Here is a 12,932-nt window from a genome sequence, read left to right as displayed (position 1 = left end):
TTTCCCTCCCAGGCAGTTTACCTCCTGCTGGTTAAAAGCCACTGGAACCTCGCGATGACGCGCGTCGTCATCGCCGGTGCCGGACAGGCGGGCTTTCAAGTGGCGCACAGCTTGCGGCTGGCGGGTTTCGACGGCGAGATCACGCTTGTCGGCGACGAGGGCCGGCTGCCCTACCAGCGCCCGCCGCTGTCGAAGGCCTATCTCAAGGACGATTTCGACTTCGATCGCCTGCCGTTGCGCCCCGAAAACTTCTACGAGCAGAACCGCATCGATCTTCGTCTGTCCGATGGCGCGCGGCAGATCGACCGGGAGGCGGGCCGGGTCCAACTCGCTTCCGGCACGACCGTCGCCTTCGACCATCTCGTCCTCGCTCTGGGCGCCCGCAACCGGGTGCTCGCCTTGCCGGGAGCGGATCTTCCAGGCGTTCACCTGTTGCGCAGCGCAGCCGACGCGGAGCAACTGCGGTCCGCTCTCGGGACGGCGCAGCGGCTGGCGGTCATCGGCGGCGGGTTCATCGGCCTCGAGGTCGCCGCTTCGGCGCGGCTGAAGGGCCTGGACGTCACCGTCTACGAGGCGACGGACCGGCTGATGGGCCGCGTCGTGTCGCCGGCGATCTCCGACTTCTTCCTGGAAGCCCACCGCGCCATGGGGACGACGGTGCTGACAGGTGCCGCCATCAGCGGCATTGCCGGCGATACGGCGGTGCGGGGCGTCGAGACGGAAGCAGGGTTCGATCCGGCCGACCTCGTGCTGATGGCCGCCGGCGTCGTGCCGAATGACGAGGTCGCGGCTCACGCCGGTCTCGAGACGGCGGGCGGGATTGCCGTCGACCGGTTCATGACCACCCGCGATCCGCGGATCTTCGCGATCGGGGATTGCGCGGTGTTTCAGAGCCGGCATGCGGAGGGATGGGTTCGGCTGGAATCGGTTCAGAACGCGGTCGATCAGGCGAAATGCGTTGCGGCGCGGATCATGGGCGGTATCGAGCCCTACGACAGCGTGCCATGGTTCTGGAGTGATCAGGGCAGCTACAAGCTGCAGATCGCCGGCATCACCACGTCAGCCGATCATGTCCATGTCGCCGGCTCCTTCGCAGAGGGCCGCCTCATCACCTACTGCTTTCGCGGTGATCGTCTTCTGGGGATCGAGACCGTCAACCGCCCGGGCGACCACATGGCAGGCCGCAAGCTCTTATCGAGTGACTTCAAACTGGCAAAGACCGAGATCGCAGACGCCGACTTCGATCTCAAGCGCCATCTGGCGAGGCTTTCAGCTGCGGAAGCTTGATATGCCCGCCAGATTTTGGGTGGCAAGCAAAGTTTTCAGTTGATCCGCAGTCAGACTCTCGTCGAGAAAAGAGCCAGGCTTCGGTGTATCATGAACCTAATTAGCTTCAGCAAGGCACACTTCCCGTCAGACCGGAAATGAACGTGCGCCTTGCGAGTTCGGGCCGCCTTCGATCGTCTTAGACGCGGACCCAGACCTGCGTCTTGCAGAGGATTTTGAGGGCGCATCCCGTCAGGTTCAGCTTGTCGCCCTGGACGTCCGCGCTGCCGCTATAGGTGTTGTTGTCGCGCGGGTCGGTGACGGTGCCCTCGTACTTCGCACCGGAGCCGTTCATCGTCCCGGCATCCTTGCCCTTGTGCTGGCCGGAGATGACCGTTGCGCAGAAGCCGTTGGAGCAAGGGGCAATGTTCACGATGCCGCCACCGGGCGCCTTCCACTTGCCGACGATGGGCTCGGCGGCGAAGGCCGCGGTCGAGGACAGGATCAACGTCGCGGCGATGAGGGACTTCAGCATGGGTGTCTCACGTCAATGTTTCGGTCCAGCAATACGCACGTGGCGCGCCCGACGTTCCGGTTCCAGCCCATGGCGGTCGCCCCACCCACCGCAAACGCCGGCTTTGCCGGGGCGTCGGATCAACACTTCGGAGTGATCTTGGGCATCGGCACCGGGGGCGCGGGCTTGAGATGCGCTGGTCCGGGTGTAGCCCGAGAGCGATCGGGCGCGTTTTCCGCTGGCGCGGGCGACGATGCGCTCAGGGATTGGCCGGCTTTGCGGCAGCGGGGGCGACGTAGGGATCGGCCAGCGCTGCATCCGGCCGGCTGATCTGGACGGACGTGCCCGAGGTCTGCTTGGCCAGACCGTCGGCGCCGAGCTGCGCCAGCATGTCGCGGAACCGCGGATGCATCCCGCCATCGGCATAGGCGGAGGCGCTGCCGGCCTTTCCGGACTCCAGCAGTGCCTGCAGCTGCACGCTGTCGCGGGCCCTCTGTGCGGCCACCCGCTGGTCGATCCGGCTCTTCATCGGCGGACAGGCGGCGGCCGGGTTGATCACCGCTCCGGGAACGGCGGGCTCGGCATCGAAGACATAGCGCCCGCCACAGGCGTCGACCTTCGGCTCGCGCCGCGTCGCCTCGAACACGTCGTAGCCGAGCTTCAGGTTCTTCCAGAACGCCATGTTCGGGTCGAAGCGGTGCTTCGCCATTTCGGTCGGCGTCATGCGGAAGGGAAAGGCCTGGACCTGGAAGTCGGTCTGGCCCGAGGCGAGTGCGGCGTCCACCATGGCGTAGACCTCGCCGACACCCTCGTCGGTCATCGCGAAGCATCCGGCCGACGAGCAGGCGCCGTGCACCATCAGCGCATCGCCGGTGTAGCCGAGCGACGTCTCGAGCGGATTGGGATAGCCGAGATTGAACGAGCGGTAGTATTTCGAGTGCGGGTTCAGATGGGCGCGGGTGACGCGGTAGAACCCTTCGGGCGCCTGCCGGTCGCCGATCTTGGTCTTCGGGCCGAGCCTGCCGGACCAGCGGCAGAGCGGAAAGCTCTTGGCCAGCGCATAGCGCCCGTCGGCGCCGAGCTTCCAGACTTCGAGTTCGCTTTCTTCCTTGAAGATCCGCACGAGCACCGAGCCCTGCGGACGCTGCTGCACAGCGGCGATCTCGGCAATGACCTTGTAGGCGTCCTCCGTCACCGAGACGCAGCCCGTCAGTGCGAGGGCCGCCGATATCGCGAGGATGCGCAAGCCAGAAAGCATCGTTTCTCCAGAGCCCATGGGGCCAGCGTCGGCAGGTTGCGTGCGACCACGATGCCGATCGCACGCAAAGCCGGCGATTTGACGGTCGCCGGCAGGATAGGCCGCCATGGTAAACGCTGTCTTACGCTCGGCTGGCCTTGCTGCGTCAGAGGGGGAGGGGATAGCGGCGGTAGACGGCCGAGATCTCTTCTATGACGTCGGCGCCGAGCGCCAGATCGGCTGCCCCGATGTCGGTGGCCAACTGGTCCATCGTCGTCGCGCCGATGATGACCGAGGCCATGAAGGGCCGCGTCAGGCAGAAGGCCAGCGCCATCTGGCTGGGGTCGAGCCCATGCCGTCGGGCGATCGCGGTGTATTCGTCGGCCACCGCCAGCGCCGAGGGCGTGAACCGGCCGCCGAGATCGGTGTTGATGGTCGCGCGCGATCCCTCGGGCTTGGCGCCCTCGGCGTATTTGCCGGTGAGGAGGCCGGCAGCGAGCGGCGAATAGGCGAGCAGCCCGACATCCTCGTTCAGCGAGAGCTCCGCCAGATCGAGGTCATAGATCCGGTGCATCAGGCTGTACTCGTTCTGCAGCGAGGCCATGCGCGGCAGGCCATGGGCCCGCGACAGCTCGAGGAACTGCGCCGTGCCCCAGGCGGTCTCGTTGGACAGTCCGACGTGGCGGATCTTGCCGGCGGCGATCAAGTCGGCCAGCGTCTCGAGGACGGCCTGCATGTTGTCGCGAATGGCGACCGGATCCTGTCCCGACGGATCATAGGTCCACGACTTGCGGAAATGGTAGGAGCCGCGGTTCGGCCAGTGCAGCTGGTAGAGGTCGATGACGTCGGTCTGCAGGCGGGCGAGACTGCCGTCGACGGCGATCTTCAGGCTCTCCGGTGTGATCGGCCCGCCGTCGCGCACCTTGTCATTGCCGGCGCCGATGATCTTGGTTGCGACGATGATGTCCTGCCGCTTGCCGGAGGCCTTCAGCCAGCTGCCGACGATCTCCTCGGTCCGCCCGACGGTCTCCTTGGCGAGCGGCGTCGTCGGGTACATTTCGGCGGTGTCGAAGAAATTGACGCCGTGCGCCACGGCATAGTCCATCTGAGCATGGCCCTCGGCCTCGCTGTTTTGGCTGCCCCAGGTCATGGTGCCCAGGCAGATCTCGCTGACGTCCAGGCCGGTACGGCCGAGCGGGCGGGTTTTCATGGCGGCAAATCCGATGTTTGGAGCAGGAAAGGGCTGTGAGCGCCTGTCGCCTATCGCGGATAGGCGGGAAGAACAAGGCTGCGGCACTGCCGCTGCGGCACGTCTGTCAGTCGCGCCCGATCCCGAGCGCCCGTGCAATGTCGGACAGGACGCCCTGCAGCCACCGCCAGAAGCGTCGCCCCATCGGAGCCTTTGGCGTCAAGACCGACACGGCATCGCTGAAGTCCCGCAGGATGGCCGGTGGTCGGCGCAGTTGCCTCGGCCATCCACTGCGGCCCGGCCGGCGCAGCCAAGCGGCCGCGATCCCGCTCTCTCCGCATATCCAGGCATCATAGGGCAGACAGGTGAGATAGAGCATCTGGCCCGCCTCGACGCCGCCGAGATTGGCGATGCGCCCGAGAATGTCACGGCGCGGCGCATATCCTCGGAGCGTTTCGACCGAGTGAATGCCGGATAGCCAGCCGCGAATCCCCGCATGATCGACGAGACGCTCCAGTGCCGCCGTGCCGGTCGGCGCCACGAGATGCACGGGGATGCCTGCATCCGCCGCCGCCTGCAGAAATGCCAGCGCCCCCTTGGCCAGCGGCAGACGCGTCATTGCCTCTTCATAGTCTGCGTTTTCGACGTTCCGCTTGACGGCATCCCAGCCTGGCTCGCGCCGTATGCCAATGGTCAGAAGTGTGTCCCACTGGACGAATCCCTTCATCTCGTTGGCCAGCGTGATCTCGCGGTGGATGTTCTCATAGAGGTGCGAAGGGGTTGCATGCGGCATGCCGTCCCGGTGGAAGAGGGCACGCAGCGGATGTAGGTCGAACAGCGTATCGAACGCATCGACGACGATGATGGTGTCCGAAAGGCTTCCTGTCGGGCTCCGGGCGGCGCCGGTGTATGAGGCAGTCGATGCCCTCGACGAAGTGCCCCACGGCGACGGACTTGCTGCCTTGCCCCAGGGCGAGGGGGCCTCGGCTGATGGTTCGCCGGCCGGTCGGGCCGGTGGGGTGATCGGTGCGCGCGCCGAGCGGGGCGGCTGGCGGAGCGCGATTGCGTCAAGTGCGACACGGCGCGCCTTGAGATGGGCCTCTACCTCAGGCGGCCAGCCGTCTTGATAGCGCCAGCGAAAGCGGCGGCCCCTCAAAAGTTCAAAGACGCCGGCATCCATTCTCCAGGGCAATCGCGCCGGTTCGAAAAGGGATTCGTCATCGCGATAGCTCTGCTCTTCCCTTTGCAGCGCCTCCGGTTCGGCGCTTTCGATCCTGCTGCGCGTGTAGAAGCCTTCGTTCCAGCGGGTTGTCAGCCCAGCGAGGAAGTCGAAGCCGCCGACGTTGGATCGCGCCTTTTTCAGAACGGCTTCGCGGTCTGGGAAGCCGAGATAATAAGCCGGCTCCGAACGGCGGATGAGGCACTGGGCTGTCGCCCGGTCGCAGTCGGGTTGTTCGGCGATCCACGCCAGCACTTCGATGCCGCCGTCCCAGTTCCAATCGAAGACAAGCTGATGCCAATCGTCGGGACCATGCGACTGCAACCAGCTGATCAGCACCCGCTTATCCTCGCTGAGGGTGCCGGGCAGACGATCAGCTTCCTCGCCGGCAGTGGGTGGCACGTATCGCCAGCGGCTATCCGTCGGAATCAGCGGCTGCGGCCGATAGGGATCGGGCCTTAGGTGCTCGCCCGGCACCATTGCGGGACTTTTGGGATACGCGCAGCGGAGGTAGGCCTCGAAGACTGCCGCGACGCAGAAGGGTACGATCGCCAGGGTTTCGGGGCCGGCACGGCCTTCGGCATAGCTCTCGACGACCTTCGTGCTGACGAACACGCCGGTAAACAGGTTGATGTAGCGGCCGATGAACCGGGCGCGCCAGTGGTTCGCTCGCTCCGTATACTCATGCGCAAGCGCGTCCGACCATGGCGCCTGAGTGTCAGCATGAACAGCGCGCCATCGCCGAGCAGCGGCGGGCACGAGCAGAATTGTCATCGCCATCAGCCCGACACCCAGAAGGTCGAGCCCGCGTACCGACAAGTGCCAGAGGGGCATCAGCAAGCCGCAGGCGACCAACGCGGACAAGGCCTCGCGCTGAACGGTCGGCAGGAGGATGCCTCTCCGCTGGAGCCCAGCCGCCAAACGGTCAACCAGCGTGACGAGCAACGTGTCCATACGGCATCCCTAGATTACGGTTGTCACAGCCTGTTGGCTCCGGCCGTGAGGATGGCTGGCGAGACGGCAGGACAGACATCTCGCCTATGTTGCTCCGCTCGCGCGACGGGCGTGTTCACGGCTCGGCTCCCCATCGCCGCGGTTGTAGTGGCGCGCCCTTCGGCGGCACAGGCCGAAGTCCTTTTGCGGTTAATGGAGAGAGACGAGCGCCAGGGCAAAGCACCTTCGTTTTTGACCAGACGATAAAAAAATTTGACCGCCCTCAGATTTCGGATCATTCTAAACTGGATCAGTCCGGCACACTGACCGGATGGCTGCAGATGAGGCTGGTTCCGTATGACTGATGCGCCTGCCGTTCCCGACATTGCCCGCGCCCGCCTGTCGGCGGATCAGCTCTCCGCCAATTTCGCGGACGTGCACCCGCCGCTCGATCGGCACGAAGCGCTGGTCGAGGCCGACCGCTGCTACTTCTGCTACGACGCGCCGTGCATGACGGCCTGCCCGACCTCGATCGACATCCCGCTCTTCATCCGCGAGATCCAGGCCGGCAACCCGACCGGCGCGGCGAAAACCATCCTTCAGTCCAACATTCTCGGCGGCATGTGCGCCCGCGTCTGCCCGACCGAGACGCTGTGCGAGGAAGTCTGCGTGCGCGAGGTGGCGGAGGGCAAGCCGGTACGGATCGGCCTCTTGCAGCGCCACGCGACCGACCATCTGATGGCGCGTGAGGGGCATCCTTTCAGCCGCGCCGCGCCGACCGGCAAGCGGGTGGCGGTCGTCGGCGCCGGGCCGGCCGGCCTGTCCTGCGCGCACCGGCTCGCTTTGCTTGGACACGAGGTCACCCTGTTCGATGCCCGTCCAAAGCCCGGCGGCCTGAATGAGTTCGGCATCGCCGCCTACAAGGCCGTAGACGACTTTGCCCAACGCGAAGTGGAGTTCATCCTCGGGATTGGCGGCATCACGGTGGAAACCGGCCAGCTGCTGGGACGAGACCTCCAGCTGGACGATCTCAACGCCACCTTCGACGCGGTCTTCCTCGGCATGGGACTGGCTGGCGTCAATGCGCTGCAGGTCGAGGGAGAGGCTGCGGCCGGCGCGCTCGACGCGGTCGACTGGATCGCAGGCCTCCGTCAGGCCGGGGACGTCGCGACGGTGCCGATCGGCCGGCGCGTGGTGGTGATCGGCGGTGGCATGACCGCCATCGACGCCGCCGTCCAGGCGAAGGCGCTCGGCGCCGAGGAGGTGACGGTCGCCTACCGCCGCGGGCAGGCGGCGATGAACGCCTCGCGCTACGAGCAGGAACTGGCGCAGACCCGCGGTGTCTCCCTGCGCTTGCATCTGCAGCCGGTGAAGATCCTTGCCGACGGCGGCGCCGTGTCCGGTGTGGTGTTCGCGCGCACAAGGGTCGAGGACGGGCGCCTGATCGTGACCGACGAGCGGGTGACGATCGAGGCCGACCAGGTCTTTAAGGCGATCGGCCAGGCGTTTCTGCCGGTCGGCGTCGAGGGCGTCCTCGCGCTGGAGGCGGGCCGGATCAAGGTCGATGCCGACCGCCGCACCAGTCTTGCCGGTGTCTGGGCGGGCGGGGACTGCGCGGCCGGCGGCGAGGACCTCACCGTCGTCGCGGTCGAGGATGGCAAGGTGGCGGCGATGAGCATCCACGAGAGCTTGAGTGCCCCGGCGGGGCTCGCCGCCCGGCTCGCCGGGACGCTGTCCTCCGCCTTTACGTCCCTGACCGCCCGCTGAGGAGAGAGCCATGGCCGATCTGTCGACGACTTTTCTCGGCATTTCCACGCCGAACCCGTTCTGGCTGGCCTCGGCGCCACCGACCGACAAGGAGTACAACGTCCAGCGCGCCTTCGAGGCCGGCTGGGGCGGGGTGGTCTGGAAGACGCTCGGCGAGGGAGATCCCGTCGTCAACGTCAACGGCCCGCGCTATGGCGCGGTGTATGGGCCGGGCCGGCGGCTGCTCGGCCTCAACAATATCGAGCTGATCACCGACCGGGCGCTCGACCTCAATTTGGAGGAGATCGCGCGGGTCAAGCGGAACTGGCCGGACCGGGCGATGATCGTCTCGCTGATGGTCCCTTGCGAGGAGGAGAGCTGGCGCTCGATCGTCCAGGCCGTGGAGCAGACGGGCGCCGATGGCGTCGAGCTGAACTTCGGCTGTCCGCACGGCATGAGCGAGCGCGGCATGGGCTCGGCGGTCGGGCAGGTGCCGGAATACATCGAGATGGTGGCACGCTGGTGCAAACAGCACTCCCGCCTGCCGGTGATCGTCAAGCTGACGCCGAACATCACCGACATCCGCTATCCCGCTCGCGCGGCGCGGGCCGGGGGTGCCGATGCGGTTTCCCTCATCAACACCATTTCCTCGATCATCTCGATTGATCTCGACAATTTCGCGCCGACCCCGACCATCGACGGCAAGGGTAGCCATGGCGGCTATTGCGGCCCGGCGGTGAAGCCGATCGCGCTCAATATGGTCGCCGAGATCGCCCGAGACGCGGCGACCCGCGGCATGCCGATCTCCGGCATCGGCGGCATCACCACCTGGCGCGATGCAGCAGAGTTCATTGCGCTCGGCTGCGGCACGGTGCAGGTCTGCACCGCGGCGATGACCTACGGCTTCAAGATCGTGCAGGAGATGGTGTCCGGTCTGTCCGATTGGATGGACGAGAAGGGCTACGCCACGATCGAGGATTTCCGCGGCCGAGCGGTGCCGAACGTCACCGACTGGCAGTACCTCAACCTCAACTACGTCACCAAGGCGCGGATCGACCAGGATCTCTGCATTCAATGCGGCCGCTGCCACATCGCCTGCGAGGACACCTCGCACCAGGCGATCACCCGCGAGGTCGATGGTGTCCGGCATTTCGAGGTGATCGACGCGGAATGCGTCGGCTGCAATCTCTGCGTCAATGTCTGCCCGGTCGAGGATTGCATCACGATGGAGCAGATCGGCGGTCATGATCCCCGCACCGGTCGTCCGATCCCGGCGACCTACGCGAACTGGACAACGCATCCGAGCAACCCGGCGGCAAAGCTCGAGCCGGCCTGAGCTCGGTTGCTTCCGTATGGGTCCCTGCGTACGAAGGCGCGACAGCATACGTCTTTTCGTTTCGCCTTAACTTTCTGGAAGTTAGTAGCTACCTAAGCTATTACTCACGGGGGCGCACGGTTCGCACGATCCCGTTGACCAGGGACCCGAGCTGTCATGTCGATCAATCTGCGGTTGATGCTGCTGTGTGGGATCTTTGGCATTCTGACACTCCTGGTCGGGATTGTCGGCGAACGCACGCATGCCAGGATCGACGTGCGCTTCAATCAGGATTACGCCGCCGTGCTGGCGTCGGCGTCGAACCTTGAGGCCGCCCGCAATGCCGCAGCGCTGACCGAGGCGCATTTTTCCCAAATGCCGGGCTCCGAAGCCGCCCTCGATACCGCCGACCGCGGAGTGCTGGCCGCTGCCGTCGGCCAGATGCTGGCCGAAGTTCGCGCCTCGCTGCCCACGGTCCGTGCACCCGAGGCGCAGCGCGCCACCGAGGCGGTCGTCTACGACCTCGTCGGCCTGCAGGGCACCCGGGGCGATATGACCCGCCGCTCGCTCCTCGCACAACTCGCCAAGCTGGAAATCGCCCTCGATGCAGCGATCGCAGCGTCCCGCGAGGATGCGAGCCGCCTGGCGGGGGAGGTCACTGGACTGATCGCGCTCGCCGCCCGCAGCAATCTGGCGGGACTTGCCTGTTCCTTCCTCGGTCTGGCCGCGGTTGCCTTCTGGATCTCCCGTAGCCTGGTCGAGCCGGTGCGACGGGCAACGGCGGCCATCGGCGCCATGGCCACGGGCAAGCCAGCGGGCAAGGAGGCGCCGGCCGGTGCCCGGGAGCTGATGGCCCTGCAACTGGCGCTGAAAGACCTCGGAAGCTGGGTCAGCACGCAGAGCGAGCTGCAGCGACGTTCCATCCTGATGCAGGCAACGACGCTCGGCAGCGCGCTGACGGCCAAGGAAAACCAGTTCCTGGCCGCGATGAACAACATGCCGCAGGGGCTCTGCATGCTGGATCCCGAGCGGAACCTCGTCGTCTTCAACGAGCCGTTCGCGCAGCTGTTCGAGCATCTCCGGCATGGCGCCTGCGCCGCGGTTATTCTTGCCGACCCGACTTTTCAGCTGTTTCTGGAACCGCACGAGACGGGCGTCTTCCTGCACGAGTTGCCGAACGGCGAGATCTTCCAGGTGAAGCGGCGCGGTGTCGGGGGTGGCGGGCTGGTCATCACATTCGAGAATGTCACCGTCCAGCACCGTTTCGCGCAGCGGCTGGAGCATCTTGCCGGACACGACGCGCTGACCGGGCTCGCCAACCGCCGCCAGTTCAGCACGGCGCTGCAGGAAATGCTGACGGGAGAATCGGGCTTCGGCGAGATCGCCGTGTTCTACATCGACCTCGGCAGCTTCAAGCTGATCAACGACAGCTTCGGCCATCCGGCCGGCGACGGATTGCTGCAGGCGGTTGCCGCGCGGCTGAGTGCCTGCGCCGGGCCGCGCGATGTCGTCGCGCGTCTGGGCGGCGACGAGTTTGCCATCATCCAGGAAGCCGGCGCGCAGCCCGCAGCGGCGACGGCCTTGGCCGAGCGTCTTCTGCAGGCCTTCCTCCAGTCTTTCCCGATCGAGGCACGCCCTGTTCAGATATCCGCCAGCATCGGGATCGTCAGCGTATCGAACAAGGATGCAGAGGCGGCGCGCCTGCCTGACGCGGTCATGCAGAGCTGCAATCTCGCGCTCTATGCAGCGAAGCGACAAACGGGCAGTGCGTATCGCTTCTACGTCCCGGAAATGCGCGAGGACCTCCGGATTCGCCATGCCTTCGAGGACGATCTCCGCCTGGCATTGGTGAACGGCGAACTCGACCTCGTCTACGAACCCTTCGTCGATTCCGACCGCTGCCAGATTTCCGGTTTCGAAGTGCTGCTGCGCTGGAAGCATCCGCTGCGGGGCTTCGTCTCCCCCGCCAACTTCATTCCCGTGGCCGAGGAACTCGGCCTGATCGATGAATTCGGCCTCTGGGCCTTGCGGACGGCCTGTGGGCAAGCGGCGGGATGGCCGGAGGAACTGATGCTCTCGGTCAACCTCTCCGCAGCTCAGTTCCGCAGTGGAACCTTGGTGGCCGACGTTGCCGCGGCGCTGGCCGACTCGCGACTGGCGCCCGGCCGGCTGCAGCTGGAGGTCACGGAGTCGCTGTTCCTCTCGCCGGCGCCGGAAATCCTCGAGATGCTGACGGACCTTCGCAAGCTCGGCGTTCGCATCGCAATGGACGATTTCGGCACCGGTTACTCGTCGCTCGGCTACCTCACGCGCTTCCCGTTCGACAAGATCAAGATCGACCAGTCCTTCGTCCGCGACATCGACAGGCCCGAGAGCCGGGCAGTCGTCAGCGCGGTCCTCGGGATCAGCCGCGCCCTGAACATCGCGGTGATCGCCGAGGGCGTCGAGACGGTCGAGCAGTACCGCCTGCTGCAGGAGGAGGGCTGCAGCCATATGCAGGGTTATCTGTTCAGCCGGCCACGCCCAGCTGGCGAACTGCCCCTGCTGCTGCTCGCAGTGTCGCAGCAAATGCAGCGGCTGCAGGGAGAAGTCCCCGGTGCGCCGGCCGAGCGCAGGCTTGCCGGCGACGGTCTGCGGTGACGCGTCGTCTCAGGAAGGGAGAGCGTCCCTAGCGCTTCCGGACGAATGCATGACGCCCTGATCCCGCGGACGGATGCCATTCAGGACGATGCTGAGAACCGCCTGCGCGGTCTGCTCCCGGAAGCCGGGCTTGCCCACCTGTTGGCCAAGCACCGCCCTGATCTGGATGTCGAAATCGGCATAGTGCTGGGTCGTCGCCCAGATCATGAAGATCAGGTGGTGCGGGTCGATCGGCGCCAGCCGGCCCTCGTCGACCCAGCGGCGAATGACGCCGGCCTTTTCCTGCACCAGCGTCTTGAGGCGGGTCGTCAGGAAGCCGCCGATCGCCGGCGCGCCGGCCAGGATCTCGTTGGCGAAGAGCCGCGAGGCTTCGGGCTTGTCGGCCGACAATGCCAGCTTGACCGAGATGTAGCGCCGCAGCTCCTCGATGGGATCACCGCCCGGATCAAGCGCCTCGAGCGGCGCCAGCCACTCGTCCAGCGTCGATTCGAGGACCGCGGCATAGATGTCCTGCTTGCGGCGGAAATAGTAGAGGAGGTTCGGCTTCGACATGCCGGCCTTGGCGGCGATCTGGTCGACCGTCGAGCCCCGGAAGCCGTGCACGGAGAAAACCTCACGCGCCGCGTCGAGGATGATGCCGCGGTTGATCTGCTGGATCCGCGTCTGCTGGCGCTCCTCCCCGCCGACCGATCCTGCGTCCTCGCCCGCCTTCGCATCCATGTTCTGCCGATCCCCGGTATCCCCGGCCAAACAATCTATCTGCCGTCCGCAATGCCGCTTGACCGGCTCGGGCCTCACTTCTAGCCTTCCCTTTGACCATGTAGTCAAGAATTCGCGGTGTCCTAACGGATGGACGCGGAATCGAGGGGAGCG

General features: G+C 66.0%; 9 protein-coding genes. 4 read left to right on the top strand and 5 right to left on the bottom strand.

Annotated features, from left to right (window positions below; all coding sequences use genetic code 11):
* Positions 1 to 54 precede the first annotated feature (54 nt).
* Positions 55 to 1,287 (top strand): NAD(P)/FAD-dependent oxidoreductase, encoded by a 1,233-nt coding sequence (locus tag ACZL02_RS14790; protein WP_472936738.1) that lies wholly within the window; start codon positions 55 to 57, stop codon positions 1,285 to 1,287.
* A gap of 178 nt (positions 1,288 to 1,465) precedes the next feature.
* On the opposite strand, the gene ACZL02_RS14785 is transcribed toward ACZL02_RS14790, so the two are convergent.
* The 4 genes from ACZL02_RS14785 to ACZL02_RS14770 all read right to left on the bottom strand — a co-directional run bounded on the left by ACZL02_RS14785 (position 1,466) and on the right by ACZL02_RS14770 (position 6,379).
* On the bottom strand, positions 1,466 to 1,801 hold the full coding sequence (locus ACZL02_RS14785) for a DUF2147 domain-containing protein (protein ID WP_472936739.1): 336 nt from the start codon (positions 1,799 to 1,801) through the stop codon (positions 1,466 to 1,468).
* Positions 1,802 to 2,039: 238 nt separating this feature from the next.
* Entirely contained in the window at positions 2,040 to 3,038 is a 999-nt protein-coding gene (locus tag ACZL02_RS14780; protein ID WP_472936740.1) for a L,D-transpeptidase family protein, read from the bottom strand.
* 145 nt (positions 3,039 to 3,183) lie between these two features.
* Positions 3,184 to 4,227, bottom strand: coding sequence for an aldo/keto reductase (locus tag ACZL02_RS14775; protein ID WP_472936741.1), 1,044 nt, complete (start codon positions 4,225 to 4,227; stop codon positions 3,184 to 3,186).
* A gap of 106 nt (positions 4,228 to 4,333) precedes the next feature.
* The gene (locus tag ACZL02_RS14770; RefSeq protein ID WP_472936742.1) at positions 4,334 to 6,379 is read right to left on the bottom strand and encodes a DUF4274 domain-containing protein; all 2,046 of its coding nucleotides are present in this window, start codon (positions 6,377 to 6,379) and stop codon (positions 4,334 to 4,336) included.
* A 336-nt stretch (positions 6,380 to 6,715) separates the two neighbouring features.
* On the opposite strand from ACZL02_RS14770, the gene ACZL02_RS14765 reads away from it, so the two are divergent.
* The 3 genes from ACZL02_RS14765 (at position 6,716) to ACZL02_RS14755 (ending at position 12,059) form a co-directional block, all read left to right on the top strand.
* A complete protein-coding gene (locus ACZL02_RS14765; RefSeq protein WP_472936744.1) occupies positions 6,716 to 8,125 on the top strand; it encodes an NAD(P)-dependent oxidoreductase in 1,410 nt (469 codons plus the stop codon).
* Positions 8,126 to 8,135: 10 nt separating this feature from the next.
* Positions 8,136 to 9,440, top strand: coding sequence for an NAD-dependent dihydropyrimidine dehydrogenase subunit PreA (gene preA, locus ACZL02_RS14760; protein ID WP_472936745.1), 1,305 nt, complete (start codon positions 8,136 to 8,138; stop codon positions 9,438 to 9,440).
* Positions 9,441 to 9,596: 156 nt separating this feature from the next.
* Complete coding sequence (locus ACZL02_RS14755; protein ID WP_472936746.1) at positions 9,597 to 12,059, top strand: putative bifunctional diguanylate cyclase/phosphodiesterase; 2,463 nt, start codon at positions 9,597 to 9,599, stop codon at positions 12,057 to 12,059.
* A gap of 9 nt (positions 12,060 to 12,068) precedes the next feature.
* Here the strand turns inward: ACZL02_RS14755 and ACZL02_RS14750 are convergent, their stop codons facing one another.
* Positions 12,069 to 12,779, bottom strand: a complete 711-nt coding sequence (locus ACZL02_RS14750) for a TetR family transcriptional regulator C-terminal domain-containing protein (RefSeq protein WP_472936747.1) — start codon at positions 12,777 to 12,779, stop codon at positions 12,069 to 12,071.
* Positions 12,780 to 12,932: the final 153 nt, after the last annotated feature.

This window comes from Mesocryomonas fontinalis, assembly GCF_055730125.2.
This window is presented reverse-complemented; position numbering and strand designations above follow the sequence as displayed.